The organism is Sorangium sp. So ce204, from assembly GCF_051526795.1.
Taxonomy (GTDB): domain Bacteria; phylum Myxococcota_A; class Polyangia; order Polyangiales; family Polyangiaceae; genus Sorangium; species Sorangium cellulosum_B.
On the sequence record NZ_CP150317.1, the window covers coordinates 4,120,065 to 4,143,526 of the forward strand.

17 protein-coding genes are annotated in these 23,462 nt (G+C 72.2%); 8 read left to right on the forward strand and 9 right to left on the reverse strand.

What is annotated here, in order from left to right; genetic code table 11:
• Positions 1–43 precede the first annotated feature (43 nt).
• Both WMF22_RS15410 and WMF22_RS15415 read left to right on the forward strand, forming a co-directional pair.
• On the forward strand, positions 44–1,165 hold the full coding sequence (locus WMF22_RS15410; protein ID WP_438036224.1) for an AAA family ATPase: 1,122 nt from the start codon (positions 44–46) through the stop codon (positions 1,163–1,165).
• Complete coding sequence (locus tag WMF22_RS15415) at positions 1,158–1,910, forward strand: hypothetical protein (protein WP_437299830.1); 753 nt, start codon at positions 1,158–1,160, stop codon at positions 1,908–1,910. The genes WMF22_RS15410 and WMF22_RS15415 overlap by 8 nt, the downstream gene beginning before the upstream one ends.
• Here the strand turns inward: WMF22_RS15415 and WMF22_RS15420 are convergent.
• The 4 genes from WMF22_RS15420 to WMF22_RS15435 all read right to left on the reverse strand — a co-directional run bounded on the left by WMF22_RS15420 (position 1,850) and on the right by WMF22_RS15435 (position 6,033).
• Positions 1,850–3,313: a hypothetical protein gene (locus tag WMF22_RS15420; RefSeq protein ID WP_438036225.1), complete on the reverse strand. Its 1,464-nt coding sequence runs from the start codon at positions 3,311–3,313 to the stop codon at positions 1,850–1,852. The genes WMF22_RS15415 and WMF22_RS15420 overlap by 61 nt on opposite strands.
• Positions 3,314–3,445: 132 nt before the next feature.
• Positions 3,446–3,850, reverse strand: coding sequence for a hypothetical protein (locus WMF22_RS15425; protein WP_437299832.1), 405 nt, complete (start codon positions 3,848–3,850; stop codon positions 3,446–3,448).
• Between the two features lie 148 nt (positions 3,851–3,998).
• Positions 3,999–4,757, reverse strand: a complete 759-nt coding sequence (locus WMF22_RS15430; RefSeq protein WP_437299833.1) for a CDP-alcohol phosphatidyltransferase family protein — start codon at positions 4,755–4,757, stop codon at positions 3,999–4,001.
• A gap of 88 nt (positions 4,758–4,845) precedes the next feature.
• Entirely contained in the window at positions 4,846–6,033 is a 1,188-nt protein-coding gene (locus WMF22_RS15435; protein WP_437299834.1) for a serine/threonine-protein kinase, read from the reverse strand.
• Positions 6,034–6,108: 75 nt separating this feature from the next.
• Here WMF22_RS15435 and WMF22_RS15440 point away from each other — a divergent pair, with 75 nt between their 5' ends.
• The 4 genes from WMF22_RS15440 to WMF22_RS15455 all read left to right on the forward strand — a co-directional run bounded on the left by WMF22_RS15440 (position 6,109) and on the right by WMF22_RS15455 (position 16,681).
• On the forward strand, positions 6,109–6,846 hold the full coding sequence (locus WMF22_RS15440; protein WP_438036226.1) for a 2TM domain-containing protein: 738 nt from the start codon (positions 6,109–6,111) through the stop codon (positions 6,844–6,846).
• Between the two features lie 482 nt (positions 6,847–7,328).
• Entirely contained in the window at positions 7,329–11,765 is a 4,437-nt protein-coding gene (locus WMF22_RS15445; protein WP_438036227.1) for a DEAD/DEAH box helicase, read from the forward strand.
• 385 nt (positions 11,766–12,150) lie between these two features.
• Complete coding sequence (locus WMF22_RS15450; RefSeq protein WP_437299837.1) at positions 12,151–13,350, forward strand: efflux RND transporter periplasmic adaptor subunit; 1,200 nt, start codon at positions 12,151–12,153, stop codon at positions 13,348–13,350.
• Between the two features lies 1 nt (position 13,351).
• Complete coding sequence (locus WMF22_RS15455) at positions 13,352–16,681, forward strand: efflux RND transporter permease subunit (RefSeq protein WP_437299838.1); 3,330 nt, start codon at positions 13,352–13,354, stop codon at positions 16,679–16,681.
• A 27-nt stretch (positions 16,682–16,708) separates the two neighbouring features.
• Here the strand turns inward: WMF22_RS15455 and WMF22_RS15460 are convergent, their stop codons facing one another.
• Both WMF22_RS15460 and WMF22_RS15465 read right to left on the reverse strand, forming a co-directional pair.
• Positions 16,709–17,101, reverse strand: a complete 393-nt coding sequence (locus WMF22_RS15460; RefSeq protein ID WP_438036228.1) for a DUF423 domain-containing protein — start codon at positions 17,099–17,101, stop codon at positions 16,709–16,711.
• 33 nt (positions 17,102–17,134) lie between these two features.
• Complete coding sequence (locus WMF22_RS15465; protein ID WP_438036229.1) at positions 17,135–17,455, reverse strand: hypothetical protein; 321 nt, start codon at positions 17,453–17,455, stop codon at positions 17,135–17,137.
• Here WMF22_RS15465 and WMF22_RS15470 point away from each other — a divergent pair.
• On the forward strand, positions 17,423–18,205 hold the full coding sequence (locus WMF22_RS15470; protein WP_438036230.1) for a hypothetical protein: 783 nt from the start codon (positions 17,423–17,425) through the stop codon (positions 18,203–18,205). The genes WMF22_RS15465 and WMF22_RS15470 overlap by 33 nt on opposite strands.
• 69 nt (positions 18,206–18,274) lie before the next feature.
• Here WMF22_RS15470 and WMF22_RS15475 read toward each other — a convergent pair whose 3' ends face one another.
• Together WMF22_RS15475 and epmA are read right to left on the reverse strand one after the other, a co-directional pair.
• Positions 18,275–18,826, reverse strand: a complete 552-nt coding sequence (locus WMF22_RS15475; RefSeq protein WP_437299841.1) for a hypothetical protein — start codon at positions 18,824–18,826, stop codon at positions 18,275–18,277.
• A complete protein-coding gene (gene epmA / locus WMF22_RS15480; protein WP_438036231.1) occupies positions 18,823–20,004 on the reverse strand; it encodes an EF-P lysine aminoacylase EpmA in 1,182 nt (393 codons plus the stop codon). Before epmA ends, WMF22_RS15475 begins: the two co-directional genes overlap by 4 nt.
• A gap of 373 nt (positions 20,005–20,377) precedes the next feature.
• Here epmA and WMF22_RS15485 point away from each other — a divergent pair, with 373 nt between their 5' ends.
• Positions 20,378–22,636 carry an MYXO-CTERM sorting domain-containing protein gene (locus tag WMF22_RS15485; RefSeq protein WP_438036232.1) on the forward strand — a complete coding sequence of 753 codons (2,259 nt, stop codon included), beginning with the start codon at positions 20,378–20,380 and terminating at the stop codon, positions 22,634–22,636.
• A gap of 315 nt (positions 22,637–22,951) precedes the next feature.
• On the opposite strand, the gene WMF22_RS15490 is transcribed toward WMF22_RS15485, so the two are convergent.
• Positions 22,952–23,425, reverse strand: a complete 474-nt coding sequence (locus tag WMF22_RS15490) for a hypothetical protein (RefSeq protein WP_438036233.1) — start codon at positions 23,423–23,425, stop codon at positions 22,952–22,954.
• Positions 23,426–23,462 lie beyond the last annotated feature (37 nt).

Here is a 23,462-nt window from a genome sequence, read left to right on the forward strand (position 1 = left end):
CGTCTAGGCTCCCGGGGCCCGCGGAAGGCTTCGGTGCACGCCCATGATCGAGACCGTCAGCTTCAAGAATTTCAAAGCGCTGCGGGACATCCGTTTCCCGCTCGAGCGGTTGACGGTGCTGGTAGGGCCGAACGCCTCCGGGAAGACGAGCGTGCTTCAAGGGCTGGCAGCTCTCCACGCGGAAGACCCGTGGTCAACCCTGGAAGGTGAGCGACATCCGTCCGTGGTCCGCTCTCATGGCACCAGCGAGCCGATCGAGATTCGATGCACGGGCACCTGGAGTGGCAAGGCGGGCTCGATCGAGCTTCTTGCAGAAGAATACGACGTCACGCACTGGGGAAGGTCCGTGACTGTTCACCATGGTGATCACGTGATCACGGATCGGGAGGATCCCTCTCATTGGTCAGATGAAGCTCGAGATGCGGTAGCTGCTGTTCGCACTCCGGCGGACTTGCTCAGGCTCGACGCGGCCAAGCTTGCCCAGCCGTCCTACAGCGCCTCGCTCGTGCCGCGAATCGAGCCGGACGGCGATGGCCTGGCCGCCGTGCTCGCCGAGATGCTCATCTCGCGCGCGGACGACTTCCGACGCGTGGAGGAGGCGCTGCGCGCAGTCATTCCGTCTGTGGAGAGGATCCGCCTGGAGCGGTCAGCGGTGAGGCGGCCCGAGATCCAGCGGGTGACCATCAACGGCCAGACGACGACGAGCACCGTAGAGCGCGAGTACGTTGGCCATCGTGTCGTGCTGGACATGCGCGGTGCGGCCAATTTACCAGCCCATGCCGCGAGCGAGGGGACGCTCATCGTGCTGGGTATCTTGACGGCGATCATCGGTCGTAGGAGCGCGCACTTGCTCCTCATCGACGACCTTGAGCGTGCGATCCACCCGAGGGCCATCGCCGATCTGGTCGCGCAGATCCGCAAGCTGCTCGACGCGCTTCCTGACCTGCAGATCGTCGCGACGAGCCACTCCCCCTACCTCATCGATCATCTCGAGCCTGAGGAGGTTCGACTGATGAGCGCCGACGAGACCGGCGCCGTGAGGTGGGCCCGGTTGAACGATCATCCGCAGTTTGAGCGCTGGAAAGAGTTCATGCGCCCAGGGGAGATCTGGAGCATGGTCGGCGAGGAATGGGTCCGCGATCGAGGCCCGCAGCCCCATGCCTGAGCAGGTGGCCTGCTCGATAGCGATCGTATGTGAAGCGGACGCCGACCGGCGCACGGCCTGCGTGCTGTCCGATCGAGCGCTCTGCGAAAACGTCGACTGGATTGGCTCGGAGACGATCGAGTTCTTTCGCCGTTATCATGGTATCTTCCGTCAGGATTCCCACCTGAAGTGGACGAGCATGAAGGGGATGGCGAGAGCGCGACATGTCGTCGCGCACGGGTTCTCCGGCGGAAGACCGCGCGAACCAGACGCAGCGATGGCCGAGCAGGCCCTGAAGCTCCTCGCCACGCTCGGCTCTCCTCCAGACGTTGTGATCCTCACGCGTGACGCGGACAAGCTGAGCCGACGTCGCGAGGGCTTCGAGCAGGCGCGGGATTCACAGCCGTGGCCCTTCGCGGTCGTCATCGGCGTCGCCAATACCAAGCGCGAGTGCTGGATCCTCGCTGGCTACGAGCCTCGCGACGACGCCGAGAGAGCGCTCCTCGAGCGCGAGCGCAAGGATCTCGGTTTCGACCCCCGCTTGGGCGCCGAGCGGCTCACGGCGAGCGAGGAAGGCGCGAAGCGCGATGCGAAGCGGGTGCTCCATGCGCTCACGGGAGGGGATCCAGAGCGGGAGGAAGCATGCATGAAAGACCCTCCCTTGACCACCCTGAAGCAGCGAGGCGCCGCGACCGGGCTCATGGACTACCTCACGGAGATCGAAGAGCGCCTCGTGCCTCTGTTCGCCCCGGTCGCGAAGCGCTGACCACCGTCCTTCCCCGGCTCCCTTGGCCGAGGTGCTGCGCCGCGCCTCCACGCGGGGCGCGGCGCAGCGCCGTCGCGCACGATCAGGGTGAACGGATACCGCTCTTCCCCTCTCGCGTCGGGATCGTAGGCCGCGGTGGGCAGCGCGGTCACCACGAGCGTTCGTTTCCCGTCCGCCGCGAGCTCCAGCGCCGCGGAGCCGGACGACAGGTCCAGGAACTCGCCGTCCGAGTCGGGCGTCAGACCGGGGACGGCCTGGACGACGAAGCGGCGCCTCGCGTCGTCGGGCGCCTCGAGCGACACCCGGAGCGCTCGTGGCGTGTCCGCTCCTGCCGAGAGCTCGATATAGCTGGTGCCGAGCAACATCGGCGCGCGCTCGCGGACGTCGATCCTGCCCGGCCTGGCCTCGACCTGGGCCGCCAGCGAGATCCTGGCCGCCGCGAGGTTCTGAAGGCCGCCCGCGAAGTGCCGGAAATGGCGGTCGTCGATGTGATCGCCGGTGTACCAGCGCCAGCGCGCGAGCTCGGGGACGGCCTCGACATAGCTGACGCCCGCCGCCTCTCGGAGCATCGCATCGAGCGCATCGACGAAGTCAGGCTCGTTGGGCCGCGCGCCGTCGCCTGCGGCGGGGGCGTCGCGCGATCCGAGCCACATGCGCGAGACGAACCGCGGATCGCCGTCGAAGAACCTATCTTTGAGGTAGAGCAGCACCATGGAGGCGCCGTACATGAACCATGTCTCGTAATGGTCGTTGTGGTCGATCGCCCATTCCGGGTGCCTCTGAAAATCGGCCAGGCCCTCGCCCGCGTAGCGATCCGCGCGGACCTGGTCGAGGAACGTCGCCGACATCTCGAAGACGACGGGGCTCTCGCTCCAGTCGTCCGCGGCCTGCGAGGCGTGCGCCATCTCGTGCACCACGGTCTCCTCGAGCGCGGAGCCGCCGTAAGGCCCCCACGGATCGACGATCATGTACGGGTGCCGGTCGTCCCATGAGGTCGACCGCTCGCCTCCGAGGACGTCGACGAGGCAGCTGCGGTGGCCTCTCCACACGAACACGTCGAGCGCGTCGTCCGGCCCGCACTCTCCACCATCGCCGAGGGGCGGGCGCATGCCGATCTGGCGCACATGATAATCCCAGCCCTCCTCGACGAACGCGAGGACCTGGCGCGCAACGTCGCGCTCTTCCGCCTTGTAATGGTGCACGAGCACGGGAAGGGTCGAGGATCGAAGGGAGAAAGGGAACATCTCCTCGAAGTCGGCTCGCCCACAGATGCTCTCGCCTTCCGGCAAAGGGTGCTTGTACTCCGACGGCGTGGCCGGGGTCATGTCATCGCCCTCTGTGCCGCAGCCGACGGACCCGAGGCCGAGGGTGAAGCAAGCCAGCCAGGGAAGGGATCTCCGCATCGAGGCGCTTTAACCGAGCCTCCGGGGAGCTCGCAAGGAGCGGCCGCCGGCATGGCCGCGCGGCGCGCGCAGCGGAGCAGCACCCGGCTACGTGTGTGGCAAGGGTGCTGCCCTCTCACCGCGGCAGTCGTGCTAGGCGGACTGGTCGAGCTCTCGCAGGATGTCGCGGAGCGCCTGGGCCTCGGCGCGCTCGAGGACCAGGGGCGCCGACACGCACGTGGGCGCGTGGTCGCGATACTCCACGGGCTGGAAGGCGGCGAGCGCACCGGACGCGGTATAGGCGAGATCCAGGCGCACCGCGGAGGTGTCCGGCTCGCCCTCCCCATCCAGGGCGAAGGGGAGCTTCGCGATGGCGGCGAAGTCCCGCCTCTCCAGGGCGGCAGTGAGCGCTCCGATCGGGCAGGTGAAGTAGCGGAACCCTTCTTCCACCTTCTCACCCGTGGGTGTGTACACGGTCTCGCTCAGGATCAGCCATTTGCGGCGGGTGGCGAAGCGAGGGTCGGCGCGCATGAAGTCGGAAAGATCTTGGATCTCCATCGCGCGTTCATACCTCATCCGGGCTCAGGATCTCCACCAGTCCGTCGAGGCGGATCACGCTGCTCTTTCATCGCACACATGAACGCAGGGTGGGTCGTCTCGACGCGCTCGTCCTGGGACATGGCCCCATGGCGGGGGCGATGTGGCGCTACGACCGTCCGAACCTGAGCAGGAGCCCGAGCCAGCCCTTCGCCAGGTAGAGGAGGTTGATCAGCACATACATCCAGAAGAACACGTCGAGCCGGTCCGCGAGCGCGAACGCCCAGATGTGGCTCGGGTAGTGGTTCAGGAAGCGCAGGAACGTCATCACGAGCGCCGCCGCCCGGGCGGCGGGCGACCGGGGCCGCTCCTCCGTGGCGGTCTCGTAATAGGCGGAGACCGAGGTCTCCTTGCCGCTGATCTCCGGGCGGCGGACGAAGTTGGTGAGCGAGATCGCCGAGGCGATCACCGCGACCCCGACGACGCCGGCGAGCAGGAAGCGCGGGTCTCCGCCGGGCCAGCGGCCGCCGTCCAGCCCGAGGCCGCCGGCGCTGAAGAGGCGCATCGAGAGGGCGCCCGAGAGGAGCACCGCCTTGAGCTCGTCCGTGAAGAAGTCGAAGAGGTGGCCCTCCTTCGACGCGAGCTGCTTGTGGCGCGCCAGCATCCCGTCGGCGCAGTCGAGCAGGTAGCTCAGCTCGAGCACGGCGACGGCCACGAGGCCCCCCGCCGCCGTGGGCAGCGCGACGAGCAGCGCCGCCGCGACGACGAACACGGCGAGGTTGAGCAGCGTCACCTGGTTCGGCGTGATCGCGGTCCGCGCGAGGAGCGCGACCACGCCGCCGGCGAGCGGGCGCATCAGGTAGGTGTTGAAGAGCTGATCGTGCTTCTTCCGCGTGGCCAGGTAGATCCGCTTCGCTTCGCCGAGCATGGCCGGCGCATCCTAGCCGAGCGGCTCCCGTCTTGCTCGGGCGGCGGCGGCGCTTTCGACCCGGTCGATGGACCGGCCCGCCGCGCGGTCAGCGCCGCGCCGGGCGCGAGGCGGGTGAGGCCGCGTCGAGCGGCTCGTCGCTCCAGTCGACGGCGATCGAGTCCTCCTTCGCGGCCTCGGGGCGCACCCACTCCTTGGTGATGGATCCGCCGCTCACCGGAGGCTCGTCGCTCCAGTCGACGGCGATGGAGGTCGAGACGCTCGCGGGGTGCATCGCGATCGTGGCGGGCCCCCCGTCGTCCGCGGCGCCCCGCGGCGACGGCTGCTCCCGCAGCGTGATCGCGTCCGGAGCGAGCGCGTGCGCGAACCGCGACGCGCGCGGCGGCGTCTCGCTGCGCAGGAGGGCGCGCACGTCCTCGAGCATCTGGCGCGCGTCGGGGTAGCGCTGATCGCGGTCGAAGGCGAGCGCGCGATCGACGACGAGGCACACGTCGCGCGGCGCGTGCGGCGCGCGCTGCGCGAGCGGCGGCGCCGGCTCCCTGCCCATCTTCAGCAGGAGGTCGAAGTCGGTGCTCGCCTCGTGGACGTGGCGGCCGGCGATCAGCCGGAACATGGTGGCGCCGACCGCGAAGAGGTCGGCGCGGGTGTCGATGTCGCGGCCCTTCGCCTGCTCCGGCGGCATGTAGGGCGTCGTGCCGAGCACCAGGCCCATCCGCGTGAGCTCGCCCTGGAGGCTGGAGTCCTGGCGGATCCGCGCGAGCCCGAAATCGAGGACCTTGATGCGCGGGCCGCCGCCGTGCGCGGGCGAGTCCGCTGGGCCGTCGCCGACGACGTACAGGTTGGGCGGCTTGATGTCGCGGTGGATGATCCCCTGCGCGTGCGCCGCGGCGAGCGTGTCGAGCACCTGCGCGGTGAAGCGGAGCACCTCGGCCAGCGGGAGGCCGCCGAGGCGGCGCTCGCGCTCGGCGAGCGACTCGCCCTCGAGGAGCTCCATCACCAGGAACGGCGCCCCGTCCTCGGCGACGTCGATGTCGCGGATCTCGACGGCGCCCGGGTGGCGGAAGCGGTTCGCGGCCTGGGCCTCGCGCTCGAACCGGTCGCAGATCTCCTTCGATTTCGCGGCCTGCGGGTGCAGGATCTTGAGCGCGTCCCGGCGGCCGATCCGGTGGACGCCGACGTAGACGGCGGCCATGCCGCCCGCGCCGAGCAGCCGCTCCAGCGTCCACTTGTTGCGGATCGTGGTCCCCACGCGTTGTGAGGCGGTTTCGCTGCTCATGGGGTCCTTGCCTTCATGGAAGCGGCGCGGCCGCACGCGGTCAAGCGTATGCTCCGCGCGGTCGCGAGGAGAGCGATGGTGAAACCGGGCAAGCAGAGCGGGCGGCGGTACACCGAGGCCGAGGTGCGGGCCATTTTGGAGCGCGCCCTCCGGGGCGCGCAGGCGCGCGACGTGAGCCACGACGAGCTGGTCGCGGCGGCCGAGGAGATCGGCATCTCCCGGGGCGCGATCGAGGCCGCGTCGCGCGACATCGAGCATGTCCGGGGCGAGGAGGCGGCGCGCGAGGCCCTCCTCGCGCGCCGGCGCAAGGGGTTCCGCGCGCACCTGTTCTCGTTCCTCCTCGTGAACGCGTTCCTCTTCGCGGTGAACGCGCTCACGGACGGGCCGTGGTGGTTCTTCTGGCCGCTGCTCGGGTGCGGCCTGGGGCTCGCCTTCCACGCGCTCGGCGCGCTCTCCAGCGACGTGTCCCCGCGGCAGATCCGCCGGGAGGTCGAGCGCAGCGCCGCGCAGGCGCGGAAAGAGCAGCACCGGCGGCTGAAGGAGCAGCGCCGGGTCGAGCGCCTCGAGCGCAAGCAGCGCCTCGAGCAGAGCGCGGAGGACTTCGGGCACGCCGTCGAGGAGGGCGTCGCGACGGTGCTCTCGCGGATCGCGCAGGAGATCCGCGGGAGCGCTCCGCCGCCGGCGCCGGCGCCGGTCGAAGAGGCGCCGCGGAGGCGGCGGATCGAGCCGCTCGACGCGGACGAGGCCGAGTCGGAGGATCTCGGCGAGGAAGGGGCGGATCGCGCGGCCCGGAGAGGCCGCGGCGGGCGCTGAGAGGCGCGCAGGAGGGTGTCGGGACGGCGCAGGCGCTGATTCATGGTTGCGCAGGACACAAGCATGGGGGCGCAGGAGGGCGGCGGGGCTGCGCTGGAGCCGCACAATCCTGATGCGGGACACTGAAATGCGTGTGCAGGAGGGGCGGCGGGGCTGCATTGGAGGGGCGCGGAGCTGCGCAGGAGGGGCGGCGGGGTTGCATAGGGGAGGCGGCGGGGCTGCATTGGAGGGGTGCGGAGCTGCGCAGGAGGGGCGGCGGGGCTGCATAGGAGAGGCGGCGGGGCTGCATTGGAGGGGCGCGGAGCTGCGCAGGGATGCTGGAGGCGAAGCGCGCCACCCGGAGAACCCGACAGGCATCTGTCGATTTCTTTCGTCGAGCGCTCGCCCAGGTCGCGGCGGGCCTTCGCCCAGCGCCGCTCCCCCACGCCGACCGCCGCCCCTCTCGCTTCCGCCTCACCCCCCGGCCGGCTACCCTCGACGGGATGTTTCACCCCGTCGTCGACCGGTGGTTTCGTGACCGCTTCGGCGCCCCCGCCCCCGCCCAGGAGCGCGCCTGGCCGGTCATCGCGGCCGGCCGCGACGCGCTGATCAGCGCGCCGACCGGCGCCGGCAAGACGCTCGCGGCCTTCCTCTTCTGCCTCGACCGGCTCGTCCGCGACGCGGCGCGTGGCGCGCTCGAGGACCGCACCGACGTCCTTTACATCTCGCCGCTGAAGGCGCTCTCCCACGACGTCCACCGCAACCTCGAGCAGCCGATCGCCGAGATCTCGGCGGCCATGGAGGCGGCGGGCCTGCCCGCGCCGGGCATCCGGGCCCTCGTGCGGACCGGCGACAGCCCCGCGCAGGAGCGGCGCGCCATGGCGGCCCGGCCGCCGCACGTGCTCGTCACGACGCCGGAGTCCGCGTTCATCCTGCTGACCAGCGCGTCGGGGCGGCGGGCGCTCTCCGGGGTGCGCACCGTGATCCTCGACGAGGTCCACGCGATCGCCGGCGACAAGCGCGGCGCCCACCTCGCGCTCTCGCTCGAGCGGCTCGAGGACCTCGTGGTCGGCCAGGGCGGCGCCCGGCCGCAGCGCGTGGGGCTCAGCGCCACGGTCCGCCCCATCGAGATCGCCGCCCGGCTCGTCTCTGGTGCGCGCGCGCTGCCCCAGATCGTCGATGTAGGGCAGCGGCGGGATCTCGATCTCGCCATCGAGGTGCCCCGCGACGAGCTCGGCGCGGTCTGTACGCACGAGCAGTGGACCGAGATCTACGACCGCATCGCGGCGCTCGCCGAGGGAGCGCGGTCGACCCTGGTGTTCGTGAACACGCGCCGCCTCGTCGAGCGGGTCGCGCACGCGCTCGGCGCGCGGCTCGGCGAGGACGTCGTGGCGGCCCACCACGGGAGCCTCTCGCGGGCCCGGCGGCTCTCGGCGGAGCGGCGCCTCAAGGCCGGGGAGCTCCGGGTCGTCGTCGCGACAGCGTCGCTCGAGCTCGGCATCGACGTCGGCGCGGTCGACCTCGCCTGCCTCGTCGGCTCGCCGCGGTCGATCAACGTCGCCCTCCAGCGCATCGGCCGCTCGGGCCACGCGCTCGCCGCGACGCCGCGCGGGCGGCTCTTCCCGCTGACGCGCGACCAGCTCGTCGAGTGCGCGGCGATCGTGCGCGCGGCGCGCCGCGGCGAGCTCGATCGGATGACGTCGCGCGAGGGGCCGCTCGACGTGCTCGCGCAGCAGATCATCGCCGCGTGCGCGTGCGAGGAACGGGACCAGGAGGGGCTCTACGCGCTCGTCCGAAGGGCCGCGCCTTACGAAGGCCTCTCGCGCCGCGACTTCGACGCGGTGGTCGCCATGGTCTCCGGCGGCGCCGCCGCGGCGGACGACGGCGCGTCCGCGGCCCGCGGCGCGCGGCAGCGGGCCGGGTCGCTCGTCTACCGCGACGCGATCGGCGGCCGGCTGCGCGGGCGGCGCGGCGCGCGGCTCGCGGCGCTCACCTCGGGCGGGGCGATCCCCGACATCGCGGCCGTCGACGTGGTGGTGCAGCCCGATGGCACCAAGGTCGGCACGCTCGACGAGGATTTCGCGATCGAGTCGTCCGGGGGCGACGTCTTCCTGCTGGGCAACACCTCCTGGCGGGTGCTCCGGCTGGAGGGCGGCCAGATGTGGGTCGAGGACGCCCACGGCGCCGCGCCGACGGTGCCGTTCTGGCTCGGGGAGGCGCCGGCGCGCACGCCGGAGCTCTCGGCCGAGGTCGCCGCGCTCCGCGCCGAGGTCGCCGCGCGCCTCGACGAGGAGCGGGCCGATGGGGCGCGGCCGGCGGCCGAGCGGGGTCAGGGCGGCGAGGAGGCGCGGGCGGCGTGGTCCCGGGCGGCGCGCTGGCTCATGGAGGCGTGCGCGCTCGACGCGCGCGGGGCGCTGCTCGTGCGCGACTACATCGAGGCGGGGCGCGCGGCGCTCGGCGCGGTCCCGGGCGGCGCGACCGTCGTGGTCGAGCGCTTCTTCGACGAGGCCGGGGGGCAGCAGATCGTCGTCCATACGCCGCTCGGCGGCCGCGTGAACCGCGCGCTCGGGCTCGCGCTGCGCAAGCGCTTCTGCCGCTCGTTCGACTTCGAGCTCCAGGCGGCGGCGACCGACGACGGCGTGCTGCTCTCGCTTTCGGCGGAGCACGGGATCCCGATCGACGAGGTGCTCGATCTGGTCCGCCCCGAGGGCCTCGAGGAGGTGCTCGTCCAGGCAGCTCTCCAGGGCCCGATGTTCCGCACGCGCTTCCGCTGGGCCGCGTCCCGCGCGCTCGCGCTGCTCCGGTTCCGCGGGGGCCGGCGGGTGCCGCCGGCGCTCCAGCGCATGCGCGCCGACGACCTCCTGCTCTCGATCTTCCCCGAGCAGCAGGGCTGCCAGGACAACCACGGGCTCTTCGCGCACGTCGATCCGCCGGATCACCCGCTCGTCCGCGAGGCGCTGCGCGACTGCCTGACCGAGCTGATGGATGTCGAGGGGCTGCGCGCGCTGCTCGTCGGCCTGCGCAGCGGCGCGATCCGCGTCGTCGCGCTCGACACGCCGGAGCCGAGCGTCTTCTCGCACGAGATCCTGAACGCGAACCCGTATGCGTTCCTCGACGACGCCCCGCTGGAGGAGCGCCGCGCGAGGGCGGTCCGGGTGCGGCGCGGGCTCCCGGCGGAGGTCGCCGAGCGGCTGGGCGGGCTCGATCCGGCGGTCGTCGCCGAGGTGGTCGCCGAGGCGCGGCCGGACGTGCGCGACGCGGACGAGCTGCACGAGCTCCTGCTCGACCGGGTCGCGCTCCCCGCGGAGGAGGGGGTCCGGAGCGGCCTCGCGAGGCACTTCGAGGCGCTCTGCGCCGCGGGGCGCGCGGCCGAGGTGGGCGCTGCTCCCGGCGCGGCCGTGCCGCGCGCGCCGCGCTGGGTGGCGACCGAGCGGCGGCCGCTTGTCGAGGTGATCTGGCCGGGGGCGGTGTTCGCGCCCGACGTCGCGGTGCCGCCCGCCGTGCGCGGGGCCGCCGGGGCGGTCGATCGGGGCGCCGCGATCACGGCGCTCGTCCGCGGCTTCCTGAGCGCCGCGGGGCCGATCTCGACCGAGGATCTCGCGTCGCGGCTCGACGTGCCCGCCTACGAGGCGCAGTCCGCGCTCGCGCGGATCGAGCTCGCCGGCGGCGCGCTGCGCGGGCGCTTCCTGCCGGGCGCGCCGCCGCGGCCGTCGCAGGCCGCCGCAGGCGGCGGCGATCTGTCGCAGGCCGCCGCGGGTGGCGGCCATCTGTCGATCGAGTGGTGCGATCGCCATCTCCTCGCCCGCATCCACCGCCGCACCGTCTCCGGCCTGCGCAAGGCGATCGAGCCCGCGACCGCGGCGGAGCTCCTCCGGTTCCTCCTGGCGTGGCAGGGCGTGCGGCCGGGCACCCAGGCGCGCGGGCCGGGGGGCCTCGGGCGGGTGATCGAGCAGCTGCAGGGCTTCGAGCTCGCCGCCGGCGCGTGGGAGCAGGCGGTGCTGCCCGCGCGCGTGGCTGGCTACGGCGAGGGGCTGCTCGACGCGCTCTGCCTGTCCGGCGAGGTGGCGTGGGGCCGCGTGGTCCCGCGCGACGCGGCGGCGCCCACGCGCGCGGCGCCGATCACGCTGGCGCTGCGCCGCGATCTCCCGTGGCTCCTCGCGCCTCGGGAGGCCGAGGGCGCGCCGCCGCCGGCGTCGCTCTCCGAGGCGGCGCAGGGCGTGCTGTCGTTCCTGACGCGCGCTGGCGCGTCGTTCTTCGACGACCTCGCTGCAGGCGCGGGCCGCTCCCGGGACGAGGTCGAGGAGGCGCTCTGGGAGCTCGTCGCCGCGGGGCTCGTGACCGGCGACGGCTTCGCGGCGCTGCGCTCGCTGCTCGGCGGCGGCGCGGCCGTCGCGCTGGGCGCGGGCCGCCTGCGCGGCGGGGCGCGGCGGGGTGGCCCCGTCGCGTCGGGCAGGTGGTCGCTCCTGCGATCGCGCCCGGACGCGTTCGCGCCCGCTGCCGACGACGCCGGCGAGGGCCCTGATGCTGTCGAGGCGCTCGCGCACCAGTACCTCCGCCGCTACGGCGTGGTCTGTCGCGAGCTGCTCGCGCGCGAGCCGCGGCCGCCCGCGTGGCGCGACCTCCTCCGGGTCTACCGGCGGCTCGAGATGGCGGGTCAGCTCCGGGGAGGGCACCTCGTCGCCGGCTTCGCGGGCGAGCATTTCGCGCTGCCCGAGGCGCTCGACGCGCTCCGCGCCGTCCGGCGAGAGCCCCTGTCCGGCGAGATCGTACAGCTCTCGGCGTGCGACCCGCTGAACCTGGTCGGCATCGTCACGCCGGGGCCGCGGGTGCCGGCCACGCTCGGGAACGTGGTCATCTACCGCGACGGCGTGCCGCTCCTGCCCGTGGCCGCGGCCGCGCCGGGACAGGCGATGTCCGCTGCCGCGGGAGCAGCGATGTGAGGGCGACGACCCAGCCTTCTCGCCTCGCCAGCGGAGAGAATTCAACGCCAAGGCGCCAAGACGCCGAGGCGCAAGAATGCACGACGATCGTTCTTTCGTTTGCGCCTTTGCGCCTTGGCGTCTTGGCGTTGAATTCTCTCTCCGGATCTCTGGCCGGACTCCTGCGGCGCCGATCGACCACCCCGTAGTCGCTCATGCGAAGCGGACACCGCTGCAGCGTGCCCACGCGCACGTTGCGCTCCAACCCTGATGCCGTCAATATCCTGCGGCGAACACGCGCTCGGGGGGGCGTTCCTGGTCATCTGAGGCCGCCGCCATGTGGACTGTCCTTTCCGAGCTTCGCCAGCCCGAAAACTCCCGTCACCGCGCCTCCGGCCCGCCAAGGGTGCTCTGGACATCGGCGGTCGCGTTCGCGGCCGCTCTGCAGTGCCTCGCGTGCAATCAGGGAGCGTCCCAGCCCGGCGGCGCGAAGGCGGAGAAGCCTGCGGCCAGCGTCAAGGAGGTGACGCTCGCCCCCGTGACGGAGCTCGTCATGGAGCAGGCCGTCGACATCTCGGGGACCCTCGACGCCGACGAGCAGGTGACGCTCGGGGCCAAGGTGGCCGGGCGCCTCGCCTCGATCTCGGTCGACCTGGCGAGCCCGGTCCAGCGGGATCAGGTCATCGCTCAGCTGGAGGCGCGGGACTACGAGCTGCGCATCGAGCAGGCCACGGCCGCGCTGGCGCAGAGCCGCGCCCAGCTCGGCTTGCCCCCGGACGGGCCCGACAGCGAGCTCGACATCGAGGGCACGGCGGTCGTGAGGCAGGCCCTCGCGACGCTCAAGGAAGCGCAGGCCAACCAGGTCCGGGCGCGGGGGCTCGCCAGGGAAGGGCTGATGTCGGGCATGGACCTCGACGCGGCCGAGGCGGCGGCGGTCCGCGCGGAGACCGCCGTGCAGTCGGCGCGGGAGGAGGTGCGCATCCGCGAGGCCGCCGTCCGCCAGCGGCGCTCCGAGCTGCGCATGGCGCGGCAGCAGCTCGCCGACACCCTGGTGCGGTCGCCGCTCGATGGCGTCGTCCAGGTGCGGAGAGCGAACGTCGGCCAGTACCTCGCCGCGGGGGCGCCGATCGTGGACGTCGTCCGGATCGACCCGCTGCGGCTGCGCGTGGCCATCCCCGAGCTCGAGGCGGCCGGCGTGCGCGCGGGCCAGCCCGTGCGCGTGACCCTCCCGGGAGACAGCGCCGCCTATCCGGGGACGGTCGCGCGCCTCGCGCCCGCGCTCGACCCGCAGAGCCGCACCCTGCTCGTGGAGAGCGACATCAAGAACCCCGGCCACCTGCGGCCGGGGAGCCTCGTCAGCGCGCAGATCGTCGTGAGCTCGAGGCCGGTGCCGACCGTGCCGGCGACCGCCGTCGTCCGGTTCGCCGGCCTCGCGAAGGTCATCACGGTCGAGGAAGGCAAGGCGAAGGAGAAGCAGGTCACCACCGGAAAGACGTCGGGGGATCGGGTCGAGATCGTGTCCGGCGTCGCGGTGGGGGAGTCCGTCGTCGCAAAGCCCGGGTCGCTCCAGCAGGGGCAGCCGGTGCGCGTGGTGGAGGGGGGCTAGGGTGCAAGCGCTCGCCAGGATCTGCATCCAGCGGCCCGTCTTCGCCGCCATGCTGACGCTCGCCCTCGTGGTGGTCGGCGCCGTGGCCTACTTCAAGCTGGGCGTGGATCGCTTCCCCGCCGTGGACCTGCCGACGGTCTCGGTCCGCACCACGCTCCCCGGCGGCGCGCCCGAGGACGTCGAGTCGGAGATCTCCGAGGAGATCGAGGCGGCGGTCAACACCGTCGAGGGGATCGCCGAGCTCCGCTCGATCTCGACGGGCGGCACCTCCGTCGTCGTCGCCACCTTCAACCTCGACCGGGACATCGACTCGGCGGCGCAGGACGTCCGCGATCGCGTGCAGGCGGCGCTGCGCCGCCTCCCGGTGGGCACCGATCCGCCCGTCATCGCGAAGCAGGACAACGACTCGACCCCTGTCATGTCGATCGCCCTCTCGGCCGATCGCTCGATCCGGGAGCTCACCGAGGTGGCCGACAAGCTCGTGCGGGTGCAGCTCGAGCGGTCGTCGGGCGTCGGCGAGGTGCGCGTCGTGGGCGGGCAGCAGCGCGCCATCAAGATCTGGCTGAACGCCGATCGCCTCGCCGCGTACGGCCTGCCGATCACCGCCGTCCGCGACGCGATCGTGCAGCAGAACGCGAACATCCCCGCGGGCAACGTCACGGGGAAGGAGGAGGAGCGGACGCTGCGCACGATGGGCCGCATCGAGGACGCGGGCGCGTTCAACGACCTGGTCGTCGCCACCGTCGACGGGCGGCCCGTCCGGGTGCGCGACATCGGCCGCGCCGAGGACGGCACCTACGAGCAGCGGTCGCTGGCCCGCCTCGACGGCAAGCCCACCGTCGTCCTCGACGTCGTGCGGCAGTCGGGCGCCAACACCGTCGCGGTGATCGAGGCCGTGAAGGCGAACCTGGCGAAGCTGTCCGAGCAGATGCCCGAGGACGTGCGACTAGAGGTGATCCGCGATCAGTCGGGCTACATCTACACGGCGCTGCACGAGATCAACGTGCACCTCGTCCTCGGCAGCATCCTGGCGTGCGCGGTGGTCCTGCTCTTCATGCGGTCGTGGCGGTCCACGATCATCGCGGGCGTCGCGATCCCGACGTCGGTCGTCGCGACGTTCGGCATGATGTGGCTGCTCGACTTCACGCTGAACAGCGTGACGATGCTGGCGCTCGTGCTGATGGTGGGCATCGTCATCGACGACGCCATCGTCGTCCTCGAGAACATCTTCCGCTTCGTCGAGGAGAAGAAGATGGACTCCTTCGAGGCGGCCAGGGCCGCGACGCAGGAGATCGGGCTCGCCGTGCTCGCGACGACGCTGTCGCTCGTCGTCATCTTCGTCCCCGTCTCGTTCATGTCGTCGATCTCGGGGCGGTTCCTGTTCCAGTTCGGGATCACGGCCACGGTCGCGATCCTCGTGAGCCTGCTCGTCAGCTTCACGCTGACCCCGATGATGAGCGCGCGCCTGCTCCGCGAGGAGGGCGCCCGCGCGCACGGGGCGGGGGAGGCGGGAGCGCACGGCGGCGGGGGCGGGGCGGTGACGCGGGAGGGCTTCTACGGGAGGCTCGAGGCCAGGTACACGCGCGCCCTCGCGTTCGCGATGCGGCACCGGGCGCTCGTCGCCGTCTCGGGCGCGCTGGTGATGGCGTCGGCCGTGCCGCTCTACGGCCTCGTGAAGCAGGAGTACATCCCCTCGGGCGCGGACGACGCGCAGTTCGAGATCCGCGTCACGGCCCCGCTCAGCGCGAGCATCGGCGCGATGGACGACGTGATGCGGCAGATCAGCGACGACGTCCGCGGGGTGCGCGGGGTGCGGAGCGTGCTCGCCACCGCGGGCGGCGGCTTCGTGGGCGGCGTCAGCGCGGGCGAGGCCTTCGTGCGGATCGCCCCGCACGACGAGCGCACGTTCTCCCTGACACGGCTGCTCCGGGAGACGTTCTCCGGCCATCCGTGGCGCGCCTTCAAGGACAACTACTCGCAGAAGGACGTGATGCAGGAGGTGCGGCGCAAGCTGCGCAAGTACTCCGATCTCCGGATCTCGGTGCGCAACGTGCCGTCGTTCAACATCGGCGGCGGGAACTTCGAGATCGACTTCGCGATCCAGGGCCCCGACATCGAGCAGCTCGAGCGTTATGCGAACGAGCTCCGCGAGCGCTCCGCGCAGCTCGGCGGCATCGTGGACGCCGACGTGACGCTGAAGATCGACCGGCCGGAGCTCCGGGTGCTCATCGAGCGCGATCGCGCGGCGCAGCTCGGGGTCCGGACGCAGGACATCGCGACCGCGCTGCGCCTGATGGTGGGCGGAGATCAGGCGGTCTCGCGCTTCCGGGACGAGGCCGAGAACGAGAACTACGACGTGCAGCTGCGCCTCATGGAGGAGGATCGCGATCGGGTGGCGGCCGTCCGCCGCCTGTACGTGCCCCGGACGGCGCGCGCGCAGGCCGCGCCGCAGCCGGGCGGCGCCGGCGGCGCCGGCGGCGCGGCGGCGCCCTCGGCCGGGACGCCGTTGCTCCGGGGCGACCTTGTGCGCCTCGACAACCTGGTGCGCATCGAGGAGGCGAGGAGCCCGTCGCGCATCGACCGGCTCGATCGCCAGCGGGTGTCGAGCCTGCGCGCCGGCGTCGCCCCCGGCTACGCGCTGGCCGACCGGCTGGAGGCGCTGCGCGGCGCCGCCCGGGAGATGGACATGCCCGCGGCGTACACGACGAGCGTGCGCGGCCGCGGCGCGGAGCTCGAGCGCACGTTCGGCGAGTTCATCTGGGCGTTCCTCCTCTCGATCGTGCTCATGTACATGATCCTGGCGTCGCAGTTCGAGAGCCTCGTGCACCCGGTGACGATCCTGCTCTCGCTGCCGCTGTCGGTGCCGTTCGCGCTGCTCAGCCTGTGGGCGACCGGGAACACGCTGAACCTGTACTCTGCGCTCGGCTTCCTCGTGCTGTTCGGCGTGGTGAAGAAGAACTCGATCCTCCAGGTCGACCACATGAACAAGCTGCGGAGCGAGGGCGTGCCGCGCGAGGAGGCGATCCTCCAGGCGAACCGCGATCGGCTGCGGCCCATCCTGATGACCACGCTGGCCCTGGTCGCGGGCATGCTCCCGCTCTGGCTGGGCACGGGGCCCGGGGCCGAGGAGCGCCAGACGATCGCCGTCGTGGTCATCGGCGGCCAGTCCCTGAGCCTGCTGCTCACCCTGATCGTCACGCCGGTCTCGTACTCGCTGCTCGACGATCTCGCGCGCAGCGAGCGCTGGGGGCGGGTCCGGTCCCGCGTGGCATCCCTCCGCGAGCGCGCGTCGGCGCGGTTCGGCCGGCTCTTCGCGCGCAGGACGACGTAGGCGCGGCGGCGCCCGCCGCCGGGCGCCTCAGCCCTTCGCCATCCCGAGCGCGGCCACGGCCACCGCGCCCCAGCCCGCGAGCAGGAGCAGCCCGCCGAGCGGCGTGACCATGCCGAGGACGCGGACGCCGGTCACGGTCATCACGTAGAGGCTGCCGGAGAAGAGGAGCACGCCGCCCGCGAAGCAGAAGCCGGCGACGGTCGCCGCGACGCCGCCGGTGCGCGCGGCGAGGTGGGCGGCGAGCGCCAGCGCGAGCGCGTGGGCGAGGTGGTACTGGGCGCCCGTTTGCCACCAGGAGAGGCGCAGCGCGCCGTCCGCGTCCGCGTCGAGCGTCGCCTTGAGCCCGTGGGCGCCGAAGGCGCCGAGCGCCACCGCGAGGAACCCGTAAACGCCCGAGAGCAGGAAGAAGAGACGTTCCATCGGGCGCGGAGCTTAGCCGATGGCCGGAGCCCGTCACGGGGGCGCTAGGCGCCCGCGCAACTGCGGCGGGCTCGCGCCGATGTTCGAGGTGCAGGAGGACGGTCCGTCGACATGGGCAAGCGAGGCCGCAGGCGTCGAAAGGAGAACACGAGACAGGACGACGAGCAGGACGACGTCGATCTGATCCTCCGCCACGTATCGCGGCAATTCCCGCACGACGTCGCGCGCGCTCTGCTCGGCGCGGCCGGGCCCATCGAGCCGCTGGGCTGGGTCGACACGCAGGTCACCGGCCGCCAGCGGCGGCTCGATCGGGCGCTCGCCGTGAAGGTGGGCGGCGAGCGGCGGCTGCTCCACGCCGAGTGGACGCTGGCGATGAGCGAGGAAATTCCGTTCCGCGTGTTCGAGTACCATTGCCTGACGGCGCTGGCGGTGGCGGACGAGGCGCGGGCGAGCGAGGGCGCCCCGGCTCGGCAACCCACGCCGATCGACAGCGTGGTGGTGGTCCTTTCTGGCCGGGAAGCGCCGTGGCCGACGCACGGCGCGTATCGGACATCGTCACCGGACGAGCCGTTCTCCGGCGTGCAGCTCCGTATCGAGGCAGTCTATCAGCGGACGGTGGCCGAGCTGGCGGCGCGGGGAAGCCCGTTCTGGCTGATCTTTACGCCGCTGGCAGCGGATGCGGATCGCAGCAAGCTGAACCAGGTAATCGAGGAGCTCCGGGCCTGCTCCGGCGAGCGTCAGTTCGGGGAGCTCGGAGCAGCGATGGTGGCCCTGGCCGAAGCAGACACGCGTGAGCGGGGTCTCGCCGACGTGGTAAAGTCGCTGCTGCCGCGGGAGGTCGTGATGCAGAACTCGATTTACAGGGAAGGCAAGGCGGCCGGGCTCAAGGAAGGGCTGGAGAAGGGCCTAGAAAAGGGGCTGGAGAAGGGCCTCGCGCTGCTCGCGCACCAGGTCGAGCGGCGACTGGGGCGCCCGCTCTCCGCAGCGGAGCGAAGCCGGCTCCACGAGCGCCTGCACGCAGAAGGCCCGGAGAAGGTGGGCGACGTGGTGCTCGACCTCTCCGCAGCCGATCTTTCGATGTGGCTCACAGCCACGGCCTCTTGACCGTCCAGCGGGCCACCCACCGCGCACTCGGCCGGCCAGCGCCGCGCGCCCACCCGAGCGCGCGGCGCTTCAGCCACCCGCCGCCCGCCGCCGCGGGAAGATCGTCCCCCGGATCTCCGCCATCGACGCGCCGAACGTCGTCGCGAGCCGGCCGAGGACGAGGCGGTTCAGCCGGCCGTCCGGCGGCGCCCTGACGGCGATCACGAACGCGACGTCGACGGCGGTGCCGGCGTGCCTCGCCGCCCGCTCCGCGAGCGCCGCCGCGGCGACGTCGGACAGCTCCTCACGACGCGCGACGCGGATCTTCACGTAGAGCGCCGCCCGCATCAGCGTGTGATAGCCGTGCATCCACGCCATCCAGCGCTCCTCCGGGCCCCCGGCGAGGGCCCGTGAGAGCGCGTCGCGGCGCCGCTCGATCTCGTCGAGGGGCAGGTTGTCGAGCTCGTTCAGCGCGCCGGGAAACTCCCCCGCGAGCGCGCGGAACACCTCCTTGCCCGGGATCGGCTCCCCGGCCGCCCGCGCGCGCCGGAGCTCCGCGAGGGTGAGGTACTTGCGGGCGAGCTGCGACAGGACCTCCGGGGAGAGGCGCGCGTCGCCGTCGGGGACCCCCGCGCCGGTCACAGCCAGCCGTGAGGGAACGCGAGGACGTCGCCGATCGACGGGGCGCCGAGGCACAGCGCGACGAGGCGATCGACCCCGAGCGCGTTGCCCGCCGCGGGCGGCATCCCCTCCTCGAGCGCGTCGAGGAAGCGCTCGTCGATCGGATAGACCGGCTTGCCCTGGGCGGCCCGCGCCGCCTGATCGGCGAGGAGCCGCGCGCGCTGCTCGACCGGGTCGGTGAGCTCGCCGAAGCCGTTGCAGAGCTCGACGCCCGCGACATACAGCTCGAACCGCTCGCAGATCCGCGGATCGCCCGGCTTGAGCCGCGCGAGCGACGCGAACGGCGCGGGGAAATCGACGAGGAACACCGGGTGGGGCAGCGCGGCGATCGCCGGCTCCACCGCGTCCACGAGCAGGCGGAAGAACCGCTCCTCGTCGCTCGACGCGAGCGCGATCGCGTCGTCCGCGGGCACGCCCGCCCAGCGCGCGAACGCCTCGCCGATCGAGATCCGCGGGAACGGCCGCTCCAAACGTACCTGCTTGCCGGACGTCGAGATCGTGCCCTCCGCGCCGAGCGCGCCCGCGACGCGCTGCACGATCGCCTCGGTGTCGGCCATCACCTCGTCCACGCCGGCGAAGGCGCGGTACCATTCGAGCATCGTGAACTCCGGGTTGTGCCTGTCCCCGAGCTCCCCGCGCCGGAAGCAGCGCGCGAGCTGGAAGCAGCGCGGGACGCCCCCCGAGAGCAGCCGCTTCATCTGGTACTCCGGGCTCGTGATCAGGAACGTCGGGCGCGCCGCCTGCACCGCGAACGCGTCGAGGTGCAGGTCGAGCCCGGGGGAGGGGACCATGCTCGGCGTCTCCACCTCGAGGAAGCCGCGCTCGGCGAACAGCGCCCGCACCGCGCCGAGCGCCGCCGCGCGCCGGGCGAGCGCCGCGCCGCGCCCGCGATGGATCGCGCGCTCCGTCTCGCTCGACGGCGGCGCCGCGGCGCCCGCGCGCGCCCGCGGCGGCCTCCGGGGCGCGATCCGCTCGACGAGCCGCGCGGACGCGAGCGCGCAGTCGGTCGGCGCCGGCGCGCCCTCGACGATCGCGAGATCACCGACCTCGAGCGGCGGCGCGAGCGCGCCCTCGAGCGCGACGCGCAGCGCGCCGAACGCGTCGCCGAGGACGACCGCGCCCTCCGCGACCTCGAGCACGCGGCCGCCGACGCGAACCCTGCCGGGCAGCGGCGCACCGGAGGGACCGGCGGGGCACGGGGGACAGGCGGAGACGATGTCGCTCGGGGCGAACGTCGCCGGGAATCCAATGGAGGTGTTTGTTTCAGAGAGAGCCACGGGAGCCTGCGTTGAAGGTGCCGGAGACATACCACGCAGGTTGACCAGGGAGGTCACGTAACGAGGCAATCACGGCCACAACTCCTTGATTTTCCGCGAGGACGTCGCGTCGCTTCTCCTTGATGAGCCAACGCAACTCGTTACGTTGGTCGCGCTCGTCGGTCCGGCCCTGCCGCGCCTCACGCGAGCGCTGCTTGCAGAAAGCCAGCAGAAATCCAGCCGGAGAGATGAACCCATGAGACGACTGCCGCTCTTTCTTCCGTTGACCGCACTCGCAGCCTTGGCCGCTGCGGGGCCCGCCGCCGCGTCGGAGTGGCACACGCTTCGGCAGGGCTCGCCAGGAGCGGCGCTGTCCTTCCGCGGCACGGATGGCGCGCGGGGCGCGGCGGAGGCGGCGCTGAAGCACGCCGCTTCAGACCTCCGCCTCGAGGGTGTCTCGCTGCGTTACCAGAGCGAGCTCGTGGATGGCGATCACCGCACCGTCCGGTTCGGGCAGGTCCACGCCGGACTGCCGGTGCTCGGCGCCGCGGTGGCGATCGATCTCACCCGGGAGAACCGCGCGGAGGTCGTGGTGCTCGACGTGGCGCGGGACCTGTCGGTCGCGACGACGCCGACTCACGGGGAGGAGGCCGCGCGGCGCGCGGTCGAGGCGGCCTACGGGATGACGCTCGCGGAGCGGCCGAACGCGGCGCTCGCGGTGTTTCCCGAGGCGGAGACGGGCGGCAAGCTCGTCTGGGTCGTCGATGTCCGGTCGGATCGCGGCGGGGAGCGCTACCTCGTCGACGCGCACACAGGCAAGCTCGTCCACAGGCGCTCGCTGGCCGTGCACGCGCGAGGGCGCGTTTACCCCATCAGCTCGGCGGTCACGCCCGAGGTCCAGGATCTCGAGCTCAGCGGCCTCGACGCGGCGGATCCCCAGACCTTGAGCGGCTGGAACGGCAACTTCAAGGTGGTGAATTACGTGGATGGCGACCTCGCCGCCGGCGTCCCGCTCACCGTGGAGCAGAGCGTCGAGCCGAACGCAGGGGAGGACTTCCTCTACGATCCGCCCACGAGCGCGGACGATGCGCACGACCAGTTCGCGCAGGTCGGCATCTATTACCACCTCACCCGGATGCGCGATTACTTCGTGTCGACCCACCAGATCGACATGGGGGCGCCTGGCTGGAAGCTCGTCGCGGTCGCCAACATGCTGGAGGCGGGCCGGCCGATGGACAACGCCTTCTTCTCGGGAGAGGGCGTGGGCGAGCCGTTCCGCGCGCCGAACCTCATCGCCATCGGCCAGGGGTCGTTCTTCGACTTCTCGGACGACTCCGACGTGTTCCTCCACGAGTTCACCCATTATGTCTCCGCCAACGCGGTCGGCTACAATGGGGGGCAGTTCGCGATCAACGAATATGGGCTCTCCCCCTGGGCCGGCAGCATCGATGAGGGCATCGCGGACTATTTCGCCTGCACCGTGAACGGCGACTCCACGCTCGGCGAGGCGACGCTGGCGCCCTTCGGCATGGCGCGCGACCTCGCGAAGGACACCAAGACGTGCCCCGGCGATCTGGTGGGCGAGGTGCACGAGGATGGCGAGCTGATCGGCAGCCTCGCGTGGTCCTTGCGCGAGAAATTCGGGGCCAAGGTGGGCGACAAGCTCGTCTGGGGCACGGTGACGCTGCTGACCCCCAACGCCTCGTTCGGCGATTTCGCCAAGGCGCTGAAGCGGGCGACCGGCAAGCTGGTGACCGCCGGCGAGCTCACGGAGGCGGACGCCGGCGCCGTCGACGCGCTGATCGAGAGCCGGGGCCTCGACGACTGCGAGGAGGTGCTCGATCTGAGCGGGGGCAAGTCGCAGACGACGAACATGTTCGGGATCGACTCGCTGGTCTTCGGCTCGGGGGCGTCGTGCGCGGATTATCGCTCGCAGCTCAGCCTGCAGAGCCTCTTCCACTTCAAGAGCAAGCCGGATGGGGCCGCGAAGGGCGTCCGCTTCACCGTGGATCTCGATCCCGACCGCGGCAACGACGTCGAGTGGAGCATCTACGTGAGGGCCGGCCGGCACGTCGGCTTCACGCTGGGCGAGCTCCTGCCGGAGGCCACGAAATACGATTACAGCGTCGATGGGATCACGGAGACGAGCGGTGAGATCGTCATCGACGAGACCTCCGATCCGCCGTTCGATCCCGCGCAGACGTACTACCTGGTGATCGGTCACAAGAACTGCCCGTCCTCGTCCGTGACGGTGGAGAGCGAAGATCTCGGGGTGGAGCCGCCGGTCGATCCGACGGAGCCCGTCGAGCCGGAGCCCGCCGGCTCCGCGGGCGGCGCGACGCCGGATCCGACGGATCCGGTCGAGGATCCCGAACCGGAGACGGTCGTGGGGTGCGCTTGCCGCGCCGGCGAGCCGAGCGCGCCCGTCGCGCCGTGGACGGCGCTCGCCGGGGTCGCGCTCGCCGGAGCTGCCGTGCTCAGGCGGCGTGCGCGGGCGCGTCGCGCGCTGGGCTGAAGTGACGGCCTGAGGCCGCTGGCGTCACGCGGCGGGCGGCGCATCGGCGCGCGCCGCCGTGGCGCCTGCCCTCCACGCAAGCGCGAGGCCTGGAGCGCTCGCGCCTGTCGCTTCTCTGGGGGTGATGCGCGAGGGCTGCCTTCGCTGCGCTAGAACGACAAACGGGTTGAAACCCCGAGAAAAAGCAGAAATTTCACAGGGAGGCGGGGAGGCGGGGAGCGAGAGACGGCAAGAGGGAGAAATTCATTTTTTTTCTTCCTCCCCGCCTCCTCGCCTCCCTGTGAAAATTCTCCGGGTTTCAACATGATCGCTGTTCTAGCGCCCGCCTGCGCCGCCGGTGCCGCCCGCGCCGCCGGTGCCGCCACCGGCGCCGCCGGCGCCGCCCGTACCACCGGCGCCGCCCGTACCACCGGCGCCGCCCGTACCACCGGCGCCGCCCGTACCACCGCCGCTTCCGCCCTCGCCTGTACCGCCGCCCCCGGCAGTCCCGTTGCCGCCAGTCCCACCGCCGCCGCCCGTGCCGCTCGCGCTGCTCGTCGTCGGATTCTGGTTGGGATCGCAGACCTGCGTGATCACATTCGGTCTGCAGCAACGATGTTGTTGCTGCTGCTGACCGATGCCCATGCACACGAGGCCATCGGCGCAGTCATCGTTGCCGTTCGTGATCTCGCAGGGCTCGCCCTCTCGCTGCTGGCTGCAGCTCGCGGCGGAGGCGACGATCGCCGCGGCGAGCGCGGCCAGGAGGAGCGCGGGGCGCAACGCGTTGCGCGATGTCTTCGGGGCTTTCACGCGCGCTGGTCTAGCAGAACCAGCCGGGCTTGCCTAT

What these genes read in the sequence shown, in the direction of transcription:
- WMF22_RS15485 (WP_438036232.1), top strand. Translation starts at nt 20,378, where the DNA reads ATGAGACGACTGCCGCTCTTTCTTCCGTTGACCGCACTCGCAGCCTTG.
- WMF22_RS15415 (WP_437299830.1), top strand. Translation starts at nt 1,158, where the DNA reads ATGCCTGAGCAGGTGGCCTGCTCGATAGCGATCGTATGTGAAGCGGAC.
- WMF22_RS15410 (WP_438036224.1), top strand. Translation starts at nt 44, where the DNA reads ATGATCGAGACCGTCAGCTTCAAGAATTTCAAAGCGCTGCGGGACATC.
- WMF22_RS15460 (WP_438036228.1), bottom strand. Translation starts at nt 17,101, where the DNA reads ATGGAACGTCTCTTCTTCCTGCTCTCGGGCGTTTACGGGTTCCTCGCG.
- WMF22_RS15420 (WP_438036225.1), bottom strand. Translation starts at nt 3,313, where the DNA reads ATGCGGAGATCCCTTCCCTGGCTGGCTTGCTTCACCCTCGGCCTCGGG.
- WMF22_RS15430 (WP_437299833.1), bottom strand. Translation starts at nt 4,757, where the DNA reads ATGCTCGGCGAAGCGAAGCGGATCTACCTGGCCACGCGGAAGAAGCAC.
- WMF22_RS15440 (WP_438036226.1), top strand. Translation starts at nt 6,109, where the DNA reads ATGGTGAAACCGGGCAAGCAGAGCGGGCGGCGGTACACCGAGGCCGAG.
- WMF22_RS15425 (WP_437299832.1), bottom strand. Translation starts at nt 3,850, where the DNA reads ATGGAGATCCAAGATCTTTCCGACTTCATGCGCGCCGACCCTCGCTTC.
- WMF22_RS15445 (WP_438036227.1), top strand. Translation starts at nt 7,329, where the DNA reads ATGTTTCACCCCGTCGTCGACCGGTGGTTTCGTGACCGCTTCGGCGCC.
- WMF22_RS15435 (WP_437299834.1), bottom strand. Translation starts at nt 6,033, where the DNA reads ATGAGCAGCGAAACCGCCTCACAACGCGTGGGGACCACGATCCGCAAC.